This is a genomic window from Streptomyces sp. NPDC002206, from assembly GCF_053593595.1.
In genome coordinates this window covers 1-19,656 of the sequence record NZ_JBSFCW010000008.1, presented here as the reverse complement: position 1 = coordinate 19,656, position 19,656 = coordinate 1, and the positions used below count along the sequence as shown (strand labels likewise).

At 67.9% G+C, this 19,656-nt stretch carries 24 protein-coding genes, 1 tRNA gene and 1 pseudogene; 10 read left to right on the top strand and 16 right to left on the bottom strand.

Features of this window, described 5'->3' with window-relative positions; genetic code table 11:
* Nucleotides 1–11: 11 nt before the first annotated feature.
* Both ACWCP8_RS17150 and ACWCP8_RS17145 read right to left on the bottom strand, forming a co-directional pair.
* Entirely contained in the window at nt 12–350 is a 339-nt protein-coding gene (locus tag ACWCP8_RS17150; RefSeq protein ID WP_327274989.1) for a GroES family chaperonin, read from the bottom strand.
* Nucleotides 351–405: 55 nt separating this feature from the next.
* Nucleotides 406–726 (bottom strand): DUF3618 domain-containing protein, encoded by a 321-nt coding sequence (locus tag ACWCP8_RS17145; RefSeq protein WP_352262564.1) that lies wholly within the window; start codon nt 724–726, stop codon nt 406–408.
* A 127-nt stretch (nt 727–853) separates the two neighbouring features.
* Between ACWCP8_RS17145 and bcp the strand changes: the two genes are divergently transcribed.
* The 5 genes from bcp to ACWCP8_RS17120 all read left to right on the top strand — a co-directional run bounded on the left by bcp (nt 854) and on the right by ACWCP8_RS17120 (nt 4,638).
* Complete coding sequence (gene bcp, locus ACWCP8_RS17140; RefSeq protein ID WP_451116645.1) at nt 854–1,321, top strand: thioredoxin-dependent thiol peroxidase; 468 nt, start codon at nt 854–856, stop codon at nt 1,319–1,321.
* A 112-nt stretch (nt 1,322–1,433) separates the two neighbouring features.
* Entirely contained in the window at nt 1,434–2,930 is a 1,497-nt protein-coding gene (gene proP / locus ACWCP8_RS17135) for a glycine betaine/L-proline transporter ProP (RefSeq protein WP_451116643.1), read from the top strand.
* A 154-nt stretch (nt 2,931–3,084) separates the two neighbouring features.
* Nucleotides 3,085–3,705 (top strand): HNH endonuclease, encoded by a 621-nt coding sequence (locus ACWCP8_RS17130; protein ID WP_451116641.1) that lies wholly within the window; start codon nt 3,085–3,087, stop codon nt 3,703–3,705.
* Complete coding sequence (locus ACWCP8_RS17125; RefSeq protein WP_352262570.1) at nt 3,702–4,547, top strand: HNH endonuclease; 846 nt, start codon at nt 3,702–3,704, stop codon at nt 4,545–4,547. Before ACWCP8_RS17130 ends, ACWCP8_RS17125 begins: the two co-directional genes overlap by 4 nt.
* A 14-nt stretch (nt 4,548–4,561) precedes the next feature.
* A tRNA-Leu gene (locus ACWCP8_RS17120) sits at nt 4,562–4,638 on the top strand.
* Nucleotides 4,639–4,688: 50 nt separating this feature from the next.
* Here ACWCP8_RS17120 and rdgB read toward each other — a convergent pair.
* From rdgB to ACWCP8_RS17100, 4 genes are all read right to left on the bottom strand, one after another.
* Nucleotides 4,689–5,291 carry an RdgB/HAM1 family non-canonical purine NTP pyrophosphatase gene (gene rdgB / locus ACWCP8_RS17115; protein ID WP_326629983.1) on the bottom strand — a complete coding sequence of 201 codons (603 nt, stop codon included), beginning with the start codon at nt 5,289–5,291 and terminating at the stop codon, nt 4,689–4,691.
* A gap of 34 nt (nt 5,292–5,325) precedes the next feature.
* Nucleotides 5,326–5,724 carry a hypothetical protein gene (locus tag ACWCP8_RS17110; protein ID WP_352262572.1) on the bottom strand — a complete coding sequence of 133 codons (399 nt, stop codon included), beginning with the start codon at nt 5,722–5,724 and terminating at the stop codon, nt 5,326–5,328.
* Nucleotides 5,725–5,827: 103 nt separating this feature from the next.
* Nucleotides 5,828–6,565, bottom strand: a complete 738-nt coding sequence (gene rph, locus ACWCP8_RS17105; RefSeq protein WP_326629982.1) for a ribonuclease PH — start codon at nt 6,563–6,565, stop codon at nt 5,828–5,830.
* 89 nt (nt 6,566–6,654) lie between these two features.
* The gene (locus tag ACWCP8_RS17100; RefSeq protein WP_352262574.1) at nt 6,655–6,918 is read right to left on the bottom strand and encodes a PTS glucose/sucrose transporter subunit IIB; all 264 of its coding nucleotides are present in this window, start codon (nt 6,916–6,918) and stop codon (nt 6,655–6,657) included.
* A 192-nt stretch (nt 6,919–7,110) separates the two neighbouring features.
* On the opposite strand from ACWCP8_RS17100, the gene ACWCP8_RS17095 reads away from it, so the two are divergent.
* Both ACWCP8_RS17095 and ACWCP8_RS17090 read left to right on the top strand, forming a co-directional pair.
* Nucleotides 7,111–8,421, top strand: a complete 1,311-nt coding sequence (locus ACWCP8_RS17095) for a PTS transporter subunit EIIC (RefSeq protein ID WP_352262575.1) — start codon at nt 7,111–7,113, stop codon at nt 8,419–8,421.
* A 261-nt stretch (nt 8,422–8,682) separates the two neighbouring features.
* Nucleotides 8,683–9,987: a PTS transporter subunit EIIC gene (locus tag ACWCP8_RS17090; RefSeq protein WP_352262577.1), complete on the top strand. Its 1,305-nt coding sequence runs from the start codon at nt 8,683–8,685 to the stop codon at nt 9,985–9,987.
* Nucleotides 9,988–10,062: 75 nt separating this feature from the next.
* On the opposite strand, the gene ACWCP8_RS17085 is transcribed toward ACWCP8_RS17090, so the two are convergent.
* On the bottom strand, nt 10,063–10,815 hold the full coding sequence (locus ACWCP8_RS17085) for an MBL fold metallo-hydrolase (protein ID WP_352262580.1): 753 nt from the start codon (nt 10,813–10,815) through the stop codon (nt 10,063–10,065).
* 182 nt (nt 10,816–10,997) lie between these two features.
* Between ACWCP8_RS17085 and ACWCP8_RS17080 the strand changes: the two genes are divergently transcribed.
* Nucleotides 10,998–11,477, top strand: a complete 480-nt coding sequence (locus ACWCP8_RS17080) for a type II toxin-antitoxin system PemK/MazF family toxin (RefSeq protein WP_352262582.1) — start codon at nt 10,998–11,000, stop codon at nt 11,475–11,477.
* A gap of 198 nt (nt 11,478–11,675) precedes the next feature.
* On the opposite strand, the gene ACWCP8_RS17075 is transcribed toward ACWCP8_RS17080, so the two are convergent.
* From ACWCP8_RS17075 to clpS, 7 genes are all read right to left on the bottom strand, one after another.
* The gene (locus ACWCP8_RS17075; RefSeq protein WP_451116636.1) at nt 11,676–12,626 is read right to left on the bottom strand and encodes a PLP-dependent cysteine synthase family protein; all 951 of its coding nucleotides are present in this window, start codon (nt 12,624–12,626) and stop codon (nt 11,676–11,678) included.
* Nucleotides 12,626–12,904: a MoaD/ThiS family protein gene (locus ACWCP8_RS17070; protein WP_030971063.1), complete on the bottom strand. Its 279-nt coding sequence runs from the start codon at nt 12,902–12,904 to the stop codon at nt 12,626–12,628. The genes ACWCP8_RS17075 and ACWCP8_RS17070 overlap by 1 nt, the downstream gene beginning before the upstream one ends.
* 101 nt (nt 12,905–13,005) lie before the next feature.
* Complete coding sequence (locus ACWCP8_RS17065) at nt 13,006–13,131, bottom strand: putative leader peptide (RefSeq protein WP_352262585.1); 126 nt, start codon at nt 13,129–13,131, stop codon at nt 13,006–13,008.
* Nucleotides 13,132–13,265: 134 nt separating this feature from the next.
* On the bottom strand, nt 13,266–13,697 hold the full coding sequence (locus ACWCP8_RS17060; RefSeq protein ID WP_030923086.1) for a Mov34/MPN/PAD-1 family protein: 432 nt from the start codon (nt 13,695–13,697) through the stop codon (nt 13,266–13,268).
* 89 nt (nt 13,698–13,786) lie between these two features.
* Complete coding sequence (locus ACWCP8_RS17055; RefSeq protein ID WP_352262587.1) at nt 13,787–15,226, bottom strand: amino acid permease; 1,440 nt, start codon at nt 15,224–15,226, stop codon at nt 13,787–13,789.
* A 378-nt stretch (nt 15,227–15,604) separates the two neighbouring features.
* The gene (locus ACWCP8_RS17050; protein ID WP_267004940.1) at nt 15,605–16,186 is read right to left on the bottom strand and encodes a DUF2017 domain-containing protein; all 582 of its coding nucleotides are present in this window, start codon (nt 16,184–16,186) and stop codon (nt 15,605–15,607) included.
* Nucleotides 16,187–16,250: 64 nt separating this feature from the next.
* On the bottom strand, nt 16,251–16,565 hold the full coding sequence (gene clpS, locus ACWCP8_RS17045; RefSeq protein ID WP_030971071.1) for an ATP-dependent Clp protease adapter ClpS: 315 nt from the start codon (nt 16,563–16,565) through the stop codon (nt 16,251–16,253).
* Between the two features lie 79 nt (nt 16,566–16,644).
* Between clpS and ACWCP8_RS17040 the strand changes: the two genes are divergently transcribed.
* Nucleotides 16,645–17,973, top strand: coding sequence for a nicotinate phosphoribosyltransferase (locus tag ACWCP8_RS17040; RefSeq protein ID WP_451116633.1), 1,329 nt, complete (start codon nt 16,645–16,647; stop codon nt 17,971–17,973).
* Nucleotides 17,974–18,139: 166 nt separating this feature from the next.
* Complete coding sequence (locus ACWCP8_RS17035) at nt 18,140–18,724, top strand: isochorismatase family protein (RefSeq protein ID WP_352262590.1); 585 nt, start codon at nt 18,140–18,142, stop codon at nt 18,722–18,724.
* A gap of 108 nt (nt 18,725–18,832) precedes the next feature.
* On the opposite strand, the gene ACWCP8_RS17030 is transcribed toward ACWCP8_RS17035, so the two are convergent.
* Entirely contained in the window at nt 18,833–19,165 is a 333-nt protein-coding gene (locus tag ACWCP8_RS17030; protein WP_326629964.1) for a hypothetical protein, read from the bottom strand.
* A gap of 124 nt (nt 19,166–19,289) precedes the next feature.
* Nucleotides 19,290–19,656, bottom strand: a pseudogene (locus ACWCP8_RS17025) (immune inhibitor A domain-containing protein); the annotation flags it as partial.

Sequence of the window (19,656 nt, the reverse complement as noted above, 5' to 3'; positions counted from 1 at the left end):
CATCGGGAGAGCTACAGATACAGCCCGGTCGAATCCACCGAACCCTCGAACCGGTCCGCGGCCACCGCGTGCAGATCCCGCTCCCGCATCAGCACATACGCCACACCGCGCACCTCGACCTCCGCACGGTCCTCGGGGTCGTACAGCACCCGGTCACCCGGCTCCACCGTCCGCACGTTCTGGCCGACCGCGACCACCACGGCCCAGGCCAGTCGACGACCGACCGCAGCCGTCGCCGGAATCAGGATGCCGCCGCCCGAACGCCGCTCGCCCTCGGGCGCATCGGACCGGACCAGCACGCGGTCATGCAGCATGCGAATGGGCAGCTTGTCGTCGGTGTTCTCGCTCACGACCCGAAACCTACCTGTCCACAGCCGCGCCGCACGCCCCCGGGGGTCAGCCTTCTCAGCGCTTCCTGCGCCGCGCCGACGCCACAACCAGTCCGATCACACCCGCTGCCAGCAACGCCACCGGAATCACCCGCTCCAGACGCGGCGCGCCATCCTCCGACACAAACTGCGCCTTCACATCGGACACCGTTCGATTCACCGCGACATACGCCCGCCCGGCCGTCCGGTCGGCGGCCTCGACAGCCTTGGCCTTCGCATCGCCGATGATCGTCTTCGGGTGCACCCGCACCCCGATCTCATCGAGCACCACCGCAAGCTGCTCACGCCTGCTGATGATGTCCGCCTCGATCTGCGCAGGGGTCCTGGCATCCGACACTGCGCCGCCTCCGTGGTCGTCGTCCGGTAAACCTTCATCGACAGTCTGTCAGCTCGGCCGCCCGCACACCCGGCGGCACCCCTATTACGCTCGGTCCCGTACACCCCACACGCCCTTGAGGAGAACCATGAGCGAGCGACTCCAGCCCGGCGACACCGCCCCGGCCTTCACCCTCCCCGACGCCGACGGCAACGACATCTCGCTCGCCGACCACAAGGGCCGCAAAGTCATCGTCTACTTCTACCCGGCCGCCCTCACCCCCGGCTGCACCAAGCAGGCATGCGACTTCACGGACAACCTGGGGCTCCTGGCCGGCGCCGGATACGACGTCATCGGCGTCTCCCCCGACAAGCCGGAGAAGCTCGCCAAGTTCCGCGAGAAGGAACACCTCGAGGTCACGCTGGTCGGTGACCCGTCCAAGGAGACCCTCCAGGCCTACGGCGCATTCGGCGAGAAGAAGCTCTACGGCAAAACAGTGACGGGCGTCATCCGCTCCACGGTCATCGTCGACGAGGAGGGCAAAGTCGAACGCGCCCTCTACAACGTCAAGGCAACCGGCCACGTAGCCAAGATCATCAAGGACCTCGGCATCTGACCGCCGCCACGCCCCTGTGACGGGCGTCGCACTTTCACCCCCCATCGGTTTGCGGCCGCCATGACCGCGCAGAAGCCTTTCCTGGAACACCCACCGAGGAAAGGATCCGGCCATGGCGGCCTCCGACCTTCAGCAGGTGGCCGACCCCGAAGCGGTCAAACGCCACCCCAACCTCTTCCGCGCCATCCGGAAGCGGAGGAACCCCAGGCTGCGCCGGTCCGACATCACCGTCACCGACGACCAGGCAGTCAAGCGGGCAGTGAAGGCGGCCTCCCTCGGCAACGCCATGGAGTGGTTCGACTTCGGCATCTACTCCTACCTGGCCGTCACCCTGGGCCACGTCTTCTTCCCGTCCGGGAACAACACCACCCAGCTGCTCTCCTCGTTCGCCACCTTCGCGGTCGCCTTCCTGGTACGCCCGCTCGGCGGAATGTTCTTCGGCCCCACGGGCGACCGGATCGGCCGCAAGAAGGTCCTCGCCCTCACCATGATCATGATGGCGGTCGGCACCTTCGCCATCGGCGTCATCCCGTCCCACGCCTCGATCGGTCTCTGGGCACCCGCCCTGCTGATCTTCTTCCGACTGGTCCAGGGCTTCTCCACCGGCGGGGAGTACGGCGGCGCATCCACCTTCATCGCCGAGTACGCCCCCGACAAGCGCCGCGGCTACTTCGGGAGCTTCCTCGAATTCGGCACCCTGGCCGGATACGTCGGCGCAGCCGGTCTCGTCACCGCACTCACCGCCGTCCTCGACACCCCCGCCATGGAGTCCTGGGGCTGGCGCATCCCGTTCCTCGTCGCCGGCCCCCTCGGCCTGGTCGGCCTCTACCTCCGGCTGCGCCTCGACGAGACCCCGGCCTTCCAGAAACTGGAGGGCGGCAACGCTCAGGCCACCGAGGCCGCCGACAGCGTCGAGACCACCGCCAAGGGTGACCTCGCGAAGATCTTCCGGCAGTACTGGCCGACGCTGATCCTCTGCATCTGCCTCGTCGGTGCGTACAACATCACCGACTACATGCTGCTGTCGTACATGCCGACGTACCTCTCCGACGAACTCGGCTACAGCGAGACCCACGGCCTGCTCATCCTGCTCGCCGTCATGGTCTTCCTGATGCTGATCATCAGCCAGGTCGGCAAGCTCTCCGACCGCTTCGGCCGCAAGCCGCTGCTGATGGCGGGAATGCTGGGTTTCCTCTGTCTCTCGCTCCCCTCCTTCCTGCTGATCCGCCAGGACGGCATCCCGGCCATCACGATCGGCATGCTGATGCTGGGGCTCTCCCTGGTCTGCATGCTCGGCACGATGTCCGCCGCACTCCCCGCCCTCTTCCCCACCCAGGTCCGCTACGGCTCCCTGTCGGTCGGCTACAACCTCTCGGCCTCGCTCTTCGGCGGTACGACCCCGCTGGTGATCACGGCGCTGATCAGCTGGAGCGGTACGAACCTGATGCCGGCGTACTACGCGATGGCGGCGGCCCTGGTCGGTGTGATCGCGGTGGCCTGCATGAAGGAGACCGCCCAGCGACCGCTGGACGGCTCACCCCCGTCGGTGGAGACGGAGGAGGAGGCGGCGCAGCTGTGCGCGGCCCAGACTCCTGAGCCCAAGTTCTGACCCCTGACCCCGTCCCCGGGGACGGCCCGCCCCGCTTCAGCCGAAGCGGGGCGGGCCGTTCCATATCTCACCGCATTTCGGACGTGACCATCCGATAAACGGTTCGTTGCTCCGTACGAGACCGCGAACGCGCGGTCGGGAACGGAGGGGATCGATGACGGCTCGATACACCCGTGAGCTGCTCGAAGAGGCAGCACGTGAGGTGGCCAACTTTGACGACGCGGTCCGCTGGTGCGGGGGCACTCCCACGGCGGGCAGCAGGCGCTACCTGCGCCAGAAGATGGCAGAGGCGAAGATCGACACGTCACACTTTCCGAAGACATGGGTGCGCTACACGGAGGACACCCTGAGAGCGGCGGCCGCAGCCTCTTCCTCGGTCACGGAGGTCCTGCAGCGGCTGGGGATCAGCCCTGTCGGAGGTAGCCACACGCACATCAGCAGGCGGATCACATCTCTGGGCATCGATGTGTCCCACTTCGCAATGCGTCGAGGCCGGCCCAAAGGCTCACGCGACAACCTGCTCGTGCTGGGCTCTCCGCAGGACGGGCGGATCGCCGGCGCGCGGCTCCGTCGAGAACTCCTTCGGATCGGGATACCGGAACGCTGCACGGAGTGCGGCACGGACACCGTATGGAACGACAAACCACTGCGGCTTGAGGTCGATCACAAGAACGGCAGTTGGTGGGACAACCGACCGGAAAACCTGCAGTTCCTCTGCCCCAACTGCCACTCTGCGACGGACACTTATCGCGGGCGGAAGCGGAGGGCGACGTGAGCGCTCCCATGTACACGCGCGACCGATTGGCAGCGGCCGCTGCAGAGTCATCCAGCATGGTGGATCTGATGCGCAGACTTGGCGCCACACTCGGCAGCGGCTCGCGCGGCTACCTGAACCGGCGACTGCGGCACTATGGCATAGACACGTCCCATTTCCACGAGGAACCACTGCCGGAGCGAGAACGCCGCTCGTACTCGAAAGAACTTCTCGCCAAGGCTGCGGCACACTCCCACAGCATCCGAGAAGTGCTGGAGTACATGGGCCTTCCACCCCGGGACAGCCCGTACGGCCATATCCGCAAGAAGCTCGATCAGTACGGCATCGACACATCTCATTTCACGCGTGGCCGCCGATATGGAGCAGGCATCCTGGCCCGAGACGATCTGGTGGCGGCCGTGGAGGCATCATTCAGCCTCGCCGGCACGCTCAGGCATCTCGGTCGTGTCGACAACGGCGCCGGTCGTGCTCTCGTGAAGCGGAGCATCGAAGCGCATGGCATTTCAACCGAACACTTCACAGGGCAAGGCCACTTCCTCGGGTCCCCTTCCCCCTACCGCAAGCCTGCACAGGAGATACTGAGGCGGCTCGACCCACCCTCACCCCGGACAAGGACCGCTTTTCTGCGACGTGCGCTTGATGATCTGGGTGTCCGGCACGAGTGTGCTGCGTGCGGCATCGGCGATCTCTGGCGGGGCAAGCGCCTGGTCCTGGAGATCGACCACATCAACGGCGACTGGCTGGACAACCGCCCTGCGAACCTTCGGTACTTGTGCCCGTCCTGTCATAGCCAGACGGCGACTTTCGCCAATCGATCTCCGTCCCTCAGCGGAAGGCAGTAAGATCTGGTTGGCATGCGCCCGTACGCCAACTGGTGAGCGGCGATCTTTAGGTGGTCGTGTTTTTGTGTCGGTTCGAATCCGACCGGGCGCACCTGCCACGAATGCCTGGCCCTCCTCCCCGGAGGGCCAGGCATTCGTGCATCACCCCACCAGCTCCCGCACCACCGGCACCAGCGCCCGGAACGCCTTCCCCCGGTGGCTGATCGCGTTCTTCTCCGCCGGGGTCAGCTCCGCGCAGGTCACGGTCATGCCTTCCGGCTGGAGGATCGGGTCGTAGCCGAAGCCGTTCGTGCCGGACGGGGTGTGGCGCAGGGTGCCGAGGAGGTGGCCCTCGACCACGTGTTCCGTGCCGTCCGGGAGGGCGAGGGCTGCCGCGCAGGCGAAGTGGGCGGCGCGGTGGGTGTCGTCGATGTCGGAGAGCTGGGCCAGGAGCAGGTCCAGGTTGGCGCGGTCGTTGCCGTGGGTGCCGGACCAGCGGGCGGAGAAGATGCCGGGGGCGCCGCCGAGCACGTCGACGCAGAGCCCGGAGTCGTCGGCGATCGCGGGGTGGCCGGTGGCCTGTGCGAGGGCGTGGGCCTTGAGGAGGGCGTTCTCGGCGAAGGTGACGCCGGTTTCCTTGACGTCGGGGATGTCGGGGTACGCGTCCGCGCCGACGAGTTCGTGGGTGAGGCCGGCGTCGGCGAGGATCGCGTGGAGTTCGTTGACTTTCCCGGCGTTGCGGGTGGCGAGGATCAGGCGGGTCATGTGCCGATTATCGCGGGGCCGCCCGGGCCCGGTGCTACGAGGTACAGACGTTGCCGATCTCCTTGGCGGCGTCGGTGACCGGGGTGATGTCGGGGGTGGCGTCGCCGTTGTCTATGGAGGTGCGGACGTTCTTGACGCCGGTCTGGAGGTCGTCGACGGCCTTGGAGAGGTCGGCGTTGTCGGTCGTGTCGCCGAGGTTGCCGAGTTCCTTGTCGATCTCGTCGAGGGCTTCGGCCGCCTGGGTGGGGTCGTTCGAGGCGTTGGAGACAGCCTGTTGGAGGTTGTTGACGCTGGTGGCGATGGCGTCGGCGGTGCGGACGCAGTCGAGCGCCTTGTCGACGGCGCCGCAGCCGGTTGCTGCGGTGAGAGCGACGGTGAGGGCGGTCAGGGTCAGCGCGACGGTGGTGCGGCGGTGGCGGGTGGCCTTGGCCATGGTGCGGGTTCCTCCCCGGATGCGGATACGCGGACGGGCGCACGGTTCGACCCGTGCGCCCGTACTCGTCACGACGCTCTGTGGTGCGTACTTGGTTGCTTCTTTACTCGCCGAGGGTGCGGGCGAGTGCCACGTGCTGGTAGGCGGTCAGGTCGACGCAGCCCGCGGTGGCGAGGTCGAGGAGCACGTTCAGTTCCTTGCGGTCGAACGGCTCGGCCTCGGCGGTGCCCTGGACTTCGACGAAGCGACCGTCGCCGGTGCAGACGACGTTCATGTCGGTCTCGGCGCGGACGTCCTCCTCGTAGCAGAGGTCGAGGAGCGGGGTGCCGTCGACGATGCCGACGCTGACCGCGGAGACGGTGCCGGTGAGCGGCTTGCGGCCGTGCCTGATGAGCTTCTTGCCCTGGGCCCAGGTGATGGCGTCGGCGAGGGCGACGTATGCGCCGGTGATGGCGGCGGTGCGGGTGCCGCCGTCGGCCTGGAGCACGTCGCAATCGAGGACGATGGTGTTCTCGCCGAGGGCCTTGTAGTCGATCACGGCGCGCAGGGAGCGGCCGATGAGGCGGCTGATCTCGTGGGTGCGGCCGCCGATCTTGCCGCGTACGGATTCGCGGTCGCCGCGGGTGTTGGTGGAGCGGGGCAGCATGGAGTATTCGGCGGTGACCCAGCCTTCGCCGCTGCCCTTGCGCCAGCGCGGGACGCCTTCGGTGACGGAGGCGGTGCAGAAGACTTTGGTGTCGCCGAAGGAGATGAGGACTGAGCCTTCGGCGTGCTTGCTCCATCCGCGTTCGATGGTGACGGGGCGGAGCTGTTCGGAGGTGCGGCCGTCGATACGAGACATGGCGTCGAGCCTATCGGCTGCGCCGCAGGCCCCGGTCCGGGCGGGAGCGGGGCCTGTGGGGTGTGGAGCCGGGCGGGCTCAGCGGGTGGTCACATCATGTCTTCGATGTCGGCGGCGATGGGGTCGGCGTCGGTGCCGATGACGACCTGGATCGCGGTGCCCATCTTGACGACGCCGTGGGCGCCGGCGGCCTTGAGCGCGGCTTCGTCGACCTTGCTCGGGTCGATGACTTCGGTGCGGAGGCGGGTGATGCAGCCTTCGATCTCTTCGATGTTGTCGATACCGCCGAGCCCGGCGACGATCTTCTCAGCCTTGCTGGCCATGTCGTTCTCCCTGGTTGTTCGCGTCCGCATGCCGGCCCACCATGGGTCCGTTTCGTCACGTTAACGCACGGTTGGCGCAACTTCGCGAGCGAGCTGTCGCCCCATCACCAATGATGACGATCACCGGCGCCCTGCCTTCCGGGCGGGCTCCGCACCGTGACGCAACTGGTCTACACCAGTTTGCGTCGACCGCCAAACGTGGCCTGTTCCGGGAGGACGACGATGAGCTCCGACAGCGCCGCCGTGCCACGGAAACAGTGGTGGAGCGGTCTGTTCCAGGGCCTTCAGAAGATGGGTCGCAGCCTCCAGCTCCCGATCGCGGTGCTCCCGGCCGCGGGTATCCTCAACCGGCTCGGCCAGGAGGACGTGTTCGGGAACAAGGGGCTCGGCTGGAACAACGTCGCCAAGGTCTTCGCCGCGGCCGGTGGTGCGCTGCTCGACTCCGGACTGGGACTGCCGCTGCTGTTCTGCGTCGGTGTCGCCATCGGGATGGCGAAGAAGTCGGACGGCTCGACGGCGCTCGCCGCGGTGACCGGTTTCCTCGTCTATTACGCGGTGCTGCACGCCTTCCCGGTGGACTGCGCCCCGGGCTCCACGTTCACCGCCGGCGGCACGTGGTTCGGCACCTGTGTCACCGGCGACGCCAAGGTGACGGCCGCCGAGTACCAGAACCCCGGGGTGTTCGGGGGCATCGTGATGGGCCTGCTGTCCGCGTGGTTCTGGCAGCGGTACCACCGCGTCAAGCTGGTCGACTGGCTGGGCTTCTTCAACGGCCGCCGGCTCGTGCCGATCATCATGGCGTTCGTCGGGCTGCTCTTCGCGGCCCTGTGCGCCTGGCTGTGGGCGCCGATCGGTGACGGTCTGATCAGCTTCTCCAAGTGGCTGACCGATCTGAACTGGCTGGGCTCCGGGATCTTCGGCGTCGCCAACCGCGCACTGCTGGTCATCGGCCTGCACCAGTTCCTGAACACCTTCGTCTGGTTCCAGTTCGGCGACTTCACCAAGCCCGACGGGACGGTGGTGCACGGTGACATCAACCGGTTCCTGCAGGGCGACCCGACGGCCGGGCAGTTCACCACGGGGTTCTTCCCGATCATGATGTTCGCGCTTCCGGCGGCAGCCCTGGCGATCTACCACTGTGCCAAGCCGCATCGCCGGAAGGCGGTCGGCGGCATGATGCTCTCGGTCGCCCTGACGTCGTTCGTGACGGGTATCACCGAGCCGATCGAGTACTCGTTCCTCTTCGTCGCCCCGCTTCTGTATGCGATCCACGCGGTGCTCACCGGTGTGTCGATGGCGGTGAGCTGGGGGCTGGGCGTGAAGGACGGCTTCAGCTTCTCGGCGGGTCTGATCGACTACGTCATCAACTGGAGTCTGGCGACGAAACCGTGGCTGATCATTCCGATCGGTCTCTGCTTCGCAGTGGTGTACTACGTGCTGTTCCGGTTCGCGATCACCAGGTTCAACCTCCAGACCCCTGGGCGGGAGCCCGACGAACTGGAGGCCGAGATCGAGAAAGACCTCGTCAAGTAGGTCTACGACCGGGCTCCACCCCGGCCGGCAAAGGCCCCCGGACCTCACGGTCCGGGGGCCTTCGTCATGTCACTGAAGGTATCGATGAGCTACTGCGAAGTAGTCGACATTTGCAGGTTCCTTATCCAACCCACACCGTGCTAAAACTGGTCTACACCACTGAGTGGTCCAGACCACGTGACGCCCGTCACGTTTCCAGAGTCGTCGCCCCCCAAAAAAGATCCCTGTTCCTGGCGGCGCCTTGCCTACTGGAGGTAGTTGATGAGTACGGCCACCGCCTCGGCGGCCCCCGCAAAGAAGCGGGGCTCCGGCCTGTTCCAGGGCCTGCAGAAGGTGGGGCGCAGCCTCCAGCTGCCGATCGCCGTGCTGCCGGCCGCGGGGCTCCTGCTCCGCCTCGGCCAGGCGGACGTCCAGGAGAGGCTGCACCTGCCCACAGAGGTCGCGAAGGTCTTCGCGGGAGCCGGCGGCGCCATCCTGGACAGCTCGTTCGGGCTGCCGCTCCTCTTCTGCATCGGCGTAGCGATCGGTTTCGCGAAGAAGGCTGACGGCTCCACCGCCCTCGCGGCTGTTGTGGGCTTCCTCACCTACTACGCGGTGATCCATCAGTTCCCGATCGAGGAGGGCCACAAGGGCGCCACCTACACCGGGACGGGTCTCGGCGGCGGTTTCTGGCAGAAGGGCACCGAGGCGGCCACCGCTGCGACCTTCCAGAACCCGGGCGTCCTCGGCGGCATCATTCTCGGTCTGCTGACCGCCGTGCTCTGGCAGCGCTTCCACCGCACCAGGCTGGTCGACTGGCTGGGCTTCTTCAACGGCCGCCGTCTCGTCCCGATCATCACGGCCGCCGTCGGCACCGTGCTCGGTGTGCTGGTCGTCGTGGGCTGGGAGCCGATCGGCAACGTCATCACCAACTTCGGTGAGTGGATGACCGGCCTGGGTGCCACGGGTGCCGGCCTGTTCGGCCTGATCAACCGCGGTCTCATCCCGATCGGCATGCACCAGTTCGTGAACTCGGTCGCCTGGTTCCAGATCGGCGACTTCACGAACTCCGCGGGTGACGTCTTCCACGGTGACCTTCCGCGCTTCTTCGCCGGTGACCCGAACGCCGGTATGTTCATGACGGGCTTCTTCCCGATCATGATGTTCGGCCTCCCCGCAGCCGCTCTCGCCATTGCGCACACTGCTCGCCCCGAGCGCCGCAAGGCAGTGATGGGCATGATGATGTCGCTCGCGCTGACGTCGTTCGTCACGGGCGTGACGGAGCCGATCGAGTTCTCGTTCATGTTCATCGCGCCGCTGCTGTATGCGATCCACGCGGTCCTCACGGCCATATCGATGGCGGTCACCTGGGCGCTGGGCATCCACATGGGCTTCAGCTTCTCCGCCGGCCTCACCGACGTCCTGATCAACTGGGGCATCTCCACCAAGCCGTGGCTGATGATCCCGGTCGGCCTGGTCTTCGGAGCGATCTACTACGTGGTCTTCCGCTTCGCGATCACCAAGTTCAACCTGCCGACCCCGGGCCGGGAGCCCGAGGAGGAGCTCGAGGACCTGACGAAGGCGTAAGCCCGAGCGGCACCAACGCAGAAGCCCCCATCTTCCGCCCGGAAGGTGGGGGCTCTGTCGTACGTGCGCGGGGTCCTAGATCTCGTAGACCGCACCCGGGACCGCCAGTTCCACCGGGCCGCCGTAGATCGCGCGGGCGTCCGCCAGATTGCGGTCCGCGTCCGTCCACGGCGGGATGTGGGTCAGGACGAGCTGGCCCACCTTCCCGCGCGCGGCGATTTCGCCTGCTTCGCGGCCGTTGAGGTGGAGGTCCGGAATATCCTCCTTGCCGTGGGTGAACGACGCTTCGCAGAGGAACAGATCGGTGCCCTCGGAGAGTTCGTCCAGCACCTCGCAGCTTCCGGTGTCGCTGGAGTACGTCAGCGAGCGGCCGTCGTGCTCGATGCGGATGCCGAAGGTGTCGACGGGGTGGCAGACCTTCTCCGTACGGACCGAGAAGGGGCCGATGTCGAACGAGCCGGACTTCAGCGTGTGGAAGTCGAAGACCTCACTCATCGCCCGGTCGGACGGGGTGTCGCCGTGCGCGGCCGTCAGCCGCTGCTCGGTGCCGTCGGGGCCGTAGACCGGGATGGGATCCGGTCGTCCGCCGTCGTGCCGGTAGTAGCGCACCACGAAGTACGCGCACATGTCGATGCAGTGATCGGCATGGAGATGGCTGAGGAAGATGGCGTCCAGGTCGTAGAGACCGATGTGGCGCTGCAGCTCGCCGAGGGCGCCGTTACCCATGTCGAGGAGCAGCCGGAAGCCGTCGGCCTCTACGAGGTAGCTCGAGCATGCCGAACCCGCGGACGGGAACGAGCCGGAGCAGCCGACGACGGTGAGCTTCATGGAGCGTGAACCTCCGAGACGTGGGAACGGGGAGGGTTCGTGCGATTTGTTGAGCGTAAGGCGCCAAACACCTGGTCGCTCCTCCAGGGCCTGCCGTTGTGGGCGAACTCACCTGCTCTGTCACCGGTTCGATGGAAGCGGTTGCGAGGTGCGGGCCGGCGGGGCGCCGGTACCGTCGGTGCATGAACATGTCCTGGTGGCCGGCGCTCGGCGCGGTCGTACTGCTGGCGCTCATTGCCGCGATTGCCGACGGGCGGGGCCGGCTCGGACGCGGTGACCGGCGCCCGGGTGGGCGCCCGAGGGGACGGACGCGCCCGCCGGGGAGGACGGAGGAACCCCGGGGCGGGCCGGAGCGCACGCCGCGGCCGGGTGAGATCTGGTGGGCCGAGGTTCCGTACGAGGACGGGCCCGGGTCGAAGGACCGGCCGTGCCTGGTGCTGTCGGTACGGGATGGCGCCGCGCGCGTCGCGAAGATCACCAGCAAGCATCACGAGGAGCGGCCGGGGGTGATCGCGCTGCCGCCGGGCGCGGTGGGCGATCCGCGGGGGCGGGCGAGCTTCCTGGAGACGGATGAGCTGCGGGATGTGGCGGTGCGGGGGTTCCGTCGGCGGGTGGGGGTGGTGGATCCGGGGGTGTGGGATCAGGTGCGACGGTTCGGCTGAGGTGCAGCGGGGCGGTGGCGGTGGGACGCATGCCGCGGGCTGTCCGCCACTGCCCCTTCCCGGCTATGAGAATGTGCGGTCCGCCGCGTGGGGGCTCCGCCGCGGACCCCGCTCCTCAATCGCAGGAGGGGCCGAAAATGCCGGGCGGGCTGGATGTTTCCAGCCCGCCCGGCAGGTGGGAACCGCCTGAGCGACGCGCTACGCCCAGAGCTGGCCGTGCAGCGTTTCGATGGCCGCTTCCGTGGTCGGGGCGGTGTAGACGCCCGTCGACAGGTACTTCCAGCCGCCGTCCGCGACGACGAAGACGATGTCGGCCGGCTCGCCTGCCTTGACCGCCTTGTTGCCGACGCCGATCGCCGCATGGAGTGCCGCACCGGTGGAGACGCCCGCGAAGATGCCTTCCTGCTGGAGGAGTTCGCGGGTGCGGGTGACGGCGTCGGCGGAGCCGACGGAGAAGCGGGTGGTGAGGACCGAGGCGTCGTAGAGCTCGGGGACGAAGCCCTCGTCGAGGTTGCGGAGCCCGTAGACCAGGTCGTCGTAGCGCGGCTCGGCGGCGACGATCTTGATGTCCGGCTTGTGTTCGCGCAGGAAGCGGCCGACGCCCATCAGCGTGCCGGTGGTGCCGAGGCCCGCCACGAAGTGGGTGATGGAGGGCAGGTCGGCGAGGATCTCCGGACCGGTGGTGGCGTAGTGGGCGCCGGCGTTGTCCGGGTTGCCGTACTGGTAGAGCATCACCCAGTCGGGGTGCTCGGCGGCGAGCTCCTTGGCGACGCGGACGGCCGTGTTGGAGCCGCCGGCCGCCGGGGAGGAGATGATCTCGGCGCCCCACATGGTGAGCAGGTCGCGCCGTTCCTGGGAGGTGTTCTCCGGCATGACGCAGACGATGCGGTAGCCCTTGAGCTTGGCCGCCATGGCGAGCGAGATGCCGGTGTTGCCGCTGGTGGGTTCCAGGATGGTGCAGCCGGGGGTCAACCGGCCGTCCTTCTCGGCCTGTTCGACCATGTGGAGCGCGGGGCGGTCCTTGATCGAGCCGGTGGGGTTGCGGTCCTCCAGCTTGGCCCAGATGCGGACGTCGTCCGACGGTGACAGCCGGGGCAGACGGACGAGCGGGGTGTTGCCCACCGCGGCGAGCGGGCTGTCGTACCGCATCAGTTCATGCCGCCCGCGACGGCCGGGAGGATGGTGACGCTGTCGCCGTCGCTGAGCTTGGTGGAGATGCCGTCGAGGAAGCGGACGTCCTCGTCGTTGAGGTAGACGTTCACGAAGCGACGGAGTTCGCCGCCGTCGACGATGCGCTCACGGATGCCGTTGTGGCGGCTGTCGAGATCCGTGAAGAGGTCGGCGAGGGTCTCTCCGTTGCCTTCGACGGCCTTCGCGCCGTCGGTGTAGGTGCGGAGGATGGTGGGGATGCGGACCTCGATGGCCATGGCGTGGGCTCCTGTCGAAAGCGGAGTGGTGGCGTGGGGCGCGCGGCTCTGCCCCCGCGCAGGGAAAGTGCGATGGTCGGCGCTTCGGGCCGGGACCCGGCTCAGGCCTTGCCTGCGGCGGGGAGGCGGCTCGTACAGATCGCGCTGGAGAGCCTGCACAGGTCGACGTGCAGGCGCGCGACGAGCAGCGTGCCCGGCGTCTTCTCGCTCACGTCATGGGGAACCATGGGCTCATCGTATCGATTCCCGGTCCGGATTCCGGCATGCGATCTCACCTGCTGGATGGTGAGCGTTCGCCTGGTGGACTGCTGTCGGCGGGGAAGGGCCCGGGGGCGGGGCGCCGGGCCCGGGCCGCGGCCGGTCAGGCGGGTTCGTACGCCTCGACGACCTTGACGTCCTCCTCGGTGATCACGCCGTCGACGATGCGGTACGAGCGGAACTGGAAGGGGCCCGCGTCGTCCGTGTCGGCGGTGGAGACGAGCACATAGTGGGCGCCGGGCTCATTGGCGTAGGTGATGTCGGTGCGCGAGGGGTAGGCCTCGGTCGCGGTGTGCGAGTGGTAGACGATCACCGGCTCCTCGTCGCGGTCGTCCATCTCGCGGTACAGCTTCAGCAGGTCCGCGGAGTCGAACTCGTAGAACGTGGGCGAGCGGGCGGCGTTGAGCATCGGGATGAAACGTTCGGCGCGGCCTGTTCCGGCCGGGCCCGCGACCACGCCGCACGCCTCGTCGGGGTGGTCCGCACGGGAGTGCGCGACGATCTGGTCGTACAGCGCCTGGGTGAGGGTCAGCATGGCGCCAGGATAAGCAGAGGGCCCCCGCGACTCCGAGGAGTGGTACGCGAGGGCCCGCATGCTGGACAGAAAGTGCCGAAGGTGCTGGGTCAGCGCTTGGCGAAGGCCTTGTTCTCGGGGTTACGGGCCTTGAGCACCAGGTACGAGACGCCGAGGATCAGGGCCCAGAGCGGGGCGCAGTACAGCGAGATCCTGGCGTCCTTGTCGACGGCCATCATGACGATGACCATGCCGATGAAGGCGAGCGCGAAGAAGCTGGTGTACGGGGCACCGGGGGCCCGGAAGGTGGACTGCGGGAGCACCCCGCGGTCGGCCAGGAAGCGGTAGCGGATCTGGCAGACGAGAATCATGATCCAGGCCCACATGCCGGAGATGGTGGCGAAGGAGACGACGTAGGTGAAGGCGTCGCCGGGCCACTGGTAGTTGATCCACACACCGACGAGCATCAGTGCGGCGGAGAAGGTGGTGCCGGCGAGCGGGGTGCCGCTCTTGGTCAGCTTGGTGAAGAACTTCGGCCCCTGTCCGTTGAGCGCGAGGTCGCGCAGCATGCGTCCGGTGGAGTACATGCCGGAGTTGCAGGAGGAGAGGGCCGCGGTCAGGACGACGAAGTTGACGATCGCGGCGCCGACGCCGAGGCCCATCTTCTGGAAGGCGGCGACGAACGGGGAGATGCCGGGCTCGAACTCGGTCCACGGGACGACCGACAGGATCATGATCAGCGCGCCGACGTAGAAGACGGCGATGCGCCACGGCACGGTGTTGATGGCCTTGGGCAGGACGGTCTTCGGGTCCTTGGACTCGCCCGCGGTGACGCCGACGAGCTCGACTGCGAGGAAGGCGAACATCACGATCTGCAGGGTCATGAGGGTGCCGCTGATGCCGTGCGGGAAGAAGCCGCCGTCGGACCAGAGGTGGGTCACGCTCGCGGTGTCCCCGGCGTCGGAGAAGCCCAGGGTGAGAATTCCGGCGCAGATGAGGATCATGCCGACGATGGCCGTGACCTTGACCATCGAGAACCAGAATTCCAGCTCACCGAAGAGTTTTACGGAGATCAGGTTCACGCCGTACAGGATGATCGTGAAGATCAGCGCGGAGACCCATTGGGCGATGTCGAACCAGTACGTCATGTACTGGGCTGCCGCGGTGACTTCGGTGATTCCGGTGACGACCCAGAAGAGCCAGTAGGTCCAGCCGGTGACAAAGCCTGCGAAGGGCCCGACGAATTCGCGGGCGTACTCCGAGAAGGAACCCGAGACCGGGCGGTACATGAGGAGTTCACCGAGCGCCCGCATGATGAAGAAGATCACCAGGCCGGCGACGGCATAGGCCAGGATGAGGCTGGGCCCCGCCTTGGCGATGGCCTTGCCCGCACCGAGGAAGAGGCCGGTGCCGATGGCCCCGCCGATTGCGATCATCTGGATCTGGCGGGCGCCGAGGGCGCGCTGGTATCCCTCGCCCGAGGCGGCCGCGTCCGTTGTTGCTCCGGCCGGACGGCCGTCTTGTCCCTTGTCGACCTTCGCCGATGTCATGGTGATGCGCCTTTCTCCACGCCGATCCGCGCCGTTGAGGCTGCGGATCAGGTCCTGATCCCCCCGGATATGGATGGAGTGCGACCGGCGATCCGCCGGCTGTAGCGCCCCCGGGAACAGGGGTGGCGTCCCCGGGTGGTCGTGAAGATTTATCACGGGCCAACCGGCGATCCGCCGGACATTATGTGGCGCACACCACAGGAAAAAGCGGACAAGCGTTTCCAGCCGCCGCAAAAAAGGCCGTTCAGGTGACGGGATCGTTATTCGGATTTGAGCGTTCGTTGAGCGAACACTCGGCGGGAACGGCAGGGGTGATCTTCGGATCCGCCGACATGGGAATGGCCGTTCGGTCCGGCCCCGGGAACGGCCGGACACCCCTTACGGCATCAGGGTCTCGACGAGGGTTTCCTGAAGCGCGCCCAGCCAGAGATAGGCCATGACCATGGGCTTGCGCGGGTCGCTGTCGGGCAGCCGGTAGAGCGATCCCTCGCCGCCTTCGTCCTGGTCGGAGACGTCCAGGCGGGTACCGATGGTCAGCCTGAGGTCGTTGAGCGCGCCGAGCCAGTTGCGGCATTCGTCGGCGGTGAGCGTGAGGATCCCGCCGTCCTCCCCGGCCGGGATCGCGTCCAGGGTGCGTACGACGGTGAGGGCGTCGTCGCGCTTGCGGGAGCGCAGGTCGTTCTCGGTGTACCGGCGGAACTCGGCGGACGCGGCGCGCAGTTCGCTGTCATCGTCGCCATACGCCTCCGGGAAGAGGCGGGCCAGGGCCGGGTCGGTCGGCGGTTCGCTGGGTCCTTCGGCGAACAGGGCGGCGAGCGGGTCCTCGCCCTCGGCCGGTTCGTCACCGGGGCCGATCAGCTCGAGCAGCTGGACGGCGAGGGAGCGCAGGATCGCGATCTCCACCTCGTCGAGCGCGACGGCCGCGCCGCCGCCGGGGGTGGCCTCGAAGTGGCCGGCCATGGGTTTTCTCCGATGGTGGGTCGGGCGGGGCAGAGGACGGGGCGGGTCGGGGGAAGGGGGCGTGCTAGTTGCGGTCCTGCGTGAGGGTGGCCCAGAGCCCGTAGCCGTGCATGGCCTGGACGTCGCGTTCCATCTCTTCACGGCTGCCGCTGGAGACGACCGCGCGGCCCTTCTGGTGCACGTCGAGCATGAGCTTGTGCGCCTTGTCCTTGGAGTAGCCGAAGTAGGCCTGGAAGACATAGGTCACGTAGCTCATGAGGTTGACCGGATCGTTGTGGACCAGCGTCACCCAGGGCACATCGGGCTCGGGGACAACGAGGTTCTCCTCGGCCGATTCTGGACGCTCGATCTCTACGGGGGCGACGCTCACCCACCCCATGCTGCCACTCAGGAGGGGGTGGCGCACAAACAGACCCTAGATCTCGTCACTTTGACGAAATAGGGGTAGCATCCGAGCCATGAACTCTGCGGACCTTGGGCGACGGGTCGGTGTGCCGTCGACAGCGCTCTTCACCGACCAGTACGAGCTCACGATGGTGCAGGCCGCACTGAAGGCGGGCACGGCCGACCGGCACTCGGTGTTCGAGGCATTCACCCGCCGGCTGCCCGAGGGGCGGCGCTACGGCGTGGTCGCGGGCACCGGACGGCTGCTCGACGCGGTGGAGAACTTCCACTTCGACGACGAGATGATCACCTTCCTGCGCGACCGGAACGTCGTCGACGGGCCGACGCTCGCCTGGCTGGCGGACTTCCGCTTCAGCGGCGACATCTGGGGCTACCCGGAGGGCGAGGTGTACTTCCCCGGCTCGCCGATCCTGCGGGTCGAGGGGTCCTTCGCCGAGTGCGTGCTGCTGGAGACGGTGATCCTGTCGATCCTCAACCACGACTCGGCGATCGCCGCGGCGGCGTCCCGCATGTCGGTGGCCGCAGGCGGGCGCGGGCTGATCGAGATGGGTGCACGACGTACCCATGAACTGTCGGCGGTGGCGTCGGCGCGTGCCGCATACGTCGGCGGCTTCGACACGACGTCCGATCTGGCGGCGGGGTTCCGCTACAACATCCCGACGGTCGGGACGAGCGCGCATGCGTTCATCCTGCTGCACGACAGCGAGCGCGACGCGTTCCGGGCGCAGGTCGACTCGCTCGGCCGGGGCACGACGCTGCTGGTCGACACCTACGACGTCGCCGAGGCGGTCCGTACGGCGGTCGAGGTCGCCGGGACCGGGCTGGGGGCGGTTCGGATCGACTCCGGGGACCTGTTGCTGGTCGCGCACCGGGTGCGCCAGCAGCTCGACGAGCTGGGCGCCACCGGGACGAAGATCGTGGTGACGTCGGACCTGGACGAGTACGCGATCGCGTCGCTGGCCGCGGCGCCGGTGGACGCGTACGGCGTGGGCACGCAGCTGGTGACCGGCAGCGGTCAGCCGACCTGCTCGATGGTCTACAAGCTGGTCGCCCGGGCGGTTTCCGCCGATCCGGCGGAACCGCTGCAGCCGGTTGCGAAGAAGTCATTGGGGGGGAAGTCCTCGGTGGGCGGTCGCAAGTGGGCCGCGCGGCGGCTGGACGAGTACGGGGTGGCCGAGGCCGAGGTGATCGGCACGGGTCCGATACCGGGCGGCCTGGCCGACCGGCAGCTGCTGGCCGAGCTGGTCAGGGGCGGTGAGGTGGTCGCCCGCGAGCCGCTGGACGCGGCCCGGGAGCGGCACATCGCGGCGCGGCAGGGGCTGCCGATGTCGGCGATGCAGCTGTCCAAGGGAGAGCCGGTCATTCCGACGGAGTACGTCTGAACGTGCGACGGTGGGAAGGCGACGGGCGGCGATAGCAGCGGACGCCCCCTCCCGCAAGACGGCCCCAGTCTCTAGGCTCGATTCCGGCCCTCCTCCCACCGTTCCGCTCGCATTCCCCCCCGGTCGGACCTCCCCCGTCGGACCGCCCCATCGAAGGACACCCGCCATGCATCGCGCGTTGATCGTCGTGGACGTTCAGAACGACTTCTGCGAGGGCGGCAGCCTCGCGGTGGCGGGGGGCGCCGATGTCGCCGCCGCCATCACCGACCTGATCGGCGAGGCCCAGGCCGGTTACCGCCATGTGGTGGCGACCCGGGACCACCATGTCGACCCGGGAGACCACTTCTCCGAGCAGCCGGACTTCGAGCACTCCTGGCCGGCGCACTGTGTAGCCGGTACGGAGGGGGTCGGCTTCCACCCCAATTTCGCCCCGGCGGTCGCCTCCGGCGCGATCGACGCCGTGTTCGACAAGGGGGAGCACGCGGCGGCGTACAGCGGCTTCGAGGGCCTCGACGAGAACGGGGTGGGGCTGGCGCGGTGGCTGCGGGACCGTGGTGTGACGGAGGTCGACGTGGTCGGCATCGCCACGGACCACTGTGTGCGGGCCACGGCGCTGGACGCGGTGCGGGAAGGGTTCACGACGCATGTCCTGCTGGACCTGACGGCGGGGGTCGCCGCGGCGACCACAGGGCAGGCGCTGGAGGAGCTCCGGGGAGCCGGCGTGGAGCTTTCCGGCAAGCCGGTGGTGTAGGGCGAGGGCTTGCCGGGGTCGCCCGGCGGCCGCTTCGTCCTCGATCTCCCCCATGGCCACGATGGCATGCGGGGACCCTCTCGACGGGCTTGTTCCTGCCGGCCCGGCCTAAGTCTGCTGGGCCGGCACCGATGGGGTGAGCAGCGTTCGTATGGGGTGCCAGAGTTCCTGGGCGTTTTCGGGCCTTGCCCGCCAGAGGAGTCCGTCCGGGTGGTGCAGCACTGCGGTGACCTCGTCGGGGGTGGGGGGTTCCGCGTTGCCGCGGAGGTAGACCGCGCGCAGGCCCAGGTTGCGCAGGCGGGTCAGTGCGCGGGCCCGGTTGGCCGCGTGGACCAGGACGCGGACCGGGCTGCCCGGACCCGTTCCGTCCGCCGGACCGGTCAGGGTGATCGCGACCACCACACTGCCGTTCGGCAACTTGCTGAATCCTCCGCCGGCCATACTCCGCACTCCCCCGTGAGACGTCGTGTCAATAAGAATCCGAACAAGAGGCACCTAAACACGATCGGCCGCCGCCCGCTAGAGGGCGACGGCCGATCATGCTCTGACCTGCGGTGATGCGGAATTACTTGTGCGAGGCGCCAACCTTGACCGTGATCGTCGAGCCGCTGAGCGGCTCGCTGACGATCGTGATCCGCGTGTTGGTGTCAGCGACCTTCACGCTTCCGGTCTTGTTCTCCTCGTACCAGTAGGTGCCCTTGTGGTCGTCGAAGACCGGGACACCGAGCTGCGACTTGATCTTGACCGCCACGTCGGCCCTGTGCAGCGTGAAGCCGTCGGTCGGCCACCAGCTGAACGGCGCGTCGAAGGGCTGGATCTTGTTGCGGATGACGGTGCCGTCGGCCCACTTCAGCGGCTTCGCGTGCGCGTCGATCGGCAGGATCAGACCCTTGCCCGGGTGGGCGGAGACGTTGTTGTCCTTCTGGGAGGTG

What these genes read in the sequence shown, in the direction of transcription:
- ACWCP8_RS17035 (WP_352262590.1), top strand. Translation starts at nt 18,140, where the DNA reads ATGCATCGCGCGTTGATCGTCGTGGACGTTCAGAACGACTTCTGCGAG.
- bcp (WP_451116645.1), top strand. Translation starts at nt 854, where the DNA reads ATGAGCGAGCGACTCCAGCCCGGCGACACCGCCCCGGCCTTCACCCTC.
- ACWCP8_RS17040 (WP_451116633.1), top strand. Translation starts at nt 16,645, where the DNA reads ATGAACTCTGCGGACCTTGGGCGACGGGTCGGTGTGCCGTCGACAGCG.
- ACWCP8_RS17100 (WP_352262574.1), bottom strand. Translation starts at nt 6,918, where the DNA reads ATGCGGACGCGAACAACCAGGGAGAACGACATGGCCAGCAAGGCTGAG.
- proP (WP_451116643.1), top strand. Translation starts at nt 1,434, where the DNA reads ATGGCGGCCTCCGACCTTCAGCAGGTGGCCGACCCCGAAGCGGTCAAA.
- rdgB (WP_326629983.1), bottom strand. Translation starts at nt 5,291, where the DNA reads ATGACCCGCCTGATCCTCGCCACCCGCAACGCCGGGAAAGTCAACGAA.
- ACWCP8_RS17050 (WP_267004940.1), bottom strand. Translation starts at nt 16,186, where the DNA reads ATGGCCGGCCACTTCGAGGCCACCCCCGGCGGCGGCGCGGCCGTCGCG.
- ACWCP8_RS17070 (WP_030971063.1), bottom strand. Translation starts at nt 12,904, where the DNA reads ATGGCCATCGAGGTCCGCATCCCCACCATCCTCCGCACCTACACCGAC.
- rph (WP_326629982.1), bottom strand. Translation starts at nt 6,565, where the DNA reads ATGTCTCGTATCGACGGCCGCACCTCCGAACAGCTCCGCCCCGTCACC.
- ACWCP8_RS17055 (WP_352262587.1), bottom strand. Translation starts at nt 15,226, where the DNA reads ATGACATCGGCGAAGGTCGACAAGGGACAAGACGGCCGTCCGGCCGGA.
- ACWCP8_RS17080 (WP_352262582.1), top strand. Translation starts at nt 10,998, where the DNA reads ATGAACATGTCCTGGTGGCCGGCGCTCGGCGCGGTCGTACTGCTGGCG.
- ACWCP8_RS17060 (WP_030923086.1), bottom strand. Translation starts at nt 13,697, where the DNA reads ATGCTGACCCTCACCCAGGCGCTGTACGACCAGATCGTCGCGCACTCC.
- ACWCP8_RS17110 (WP_352262572.1), bottom strand. Translation starts at nt 5,724, where the DNA reads ATGGCCAAGGCCACCCGCCACCGCCGCACCACCGTCGCGCTGACCCTG.
- ACWCP8_RS17075 (WP_451116636.1), bottom strand. Translation starts at nt 12,626, where the DNA reads ATGCGGTACGACAGCCCGCTCGCCGCGGTGGGCAACACCCCGCTCGTC.
- clpS (WP_030971071.1), bottom strand. Translation starts at nt 16,565, where the DNA reads ATGGGGTGGGTGAGCGTCGCCCCCGTAGAGATCGAGCGTCCAGAATCG.
- ACWCP8_RS17130 (WP_451116641.1), top strand. Translation starts at nt 3,085, where the DNA reads ATGACGGCTCGATACACCCGTGAGCTGCTCGAAGAGGCAGCACGTGAG.
- ACWCP8_RS17095 (WP_352262575.1), top strand. Translation starts at nt 7,111, where the DNA reads ATGAGCTCCGACAGCGCCGCCGTGCCACGGAAACAGTGGTGGAGCGGT.
- ACWCP8_RS17090 (WP_352262577.1), top strand. Translation starts at nt 8,683, where the DNA reads ATGAGTACGGCCACCGCCTCGGCGGCCCCCGCAAAGAAGCGGGGCTCC.
- ACWCP8_RS17030 (WP_326629964.1), bottom strand. Translation starts at nt 19,165, where the DNA reads ATGGCCGGCGGAGGATTCAGCAAGTTGCCGAACGGCAGTGTGGTGGTC.
- ACWCP8_RS17085 (WP_352262580.1), bottom strand. Translation starts at nt 10,815, where the DNA reads ATGAAGCTCACCGTCGTCGGCTGCTCCGGCTCGTTCCCGTCCGCGGGT.
- ACWCP8_RS17065 (WP_352262585.1), bottom strand. Translation starts at nt 13,131, where the DNA reads ATGGTTCCCCATGACGTGAGCGAGAAGACGCCGGGCACGCTGCTCGTC.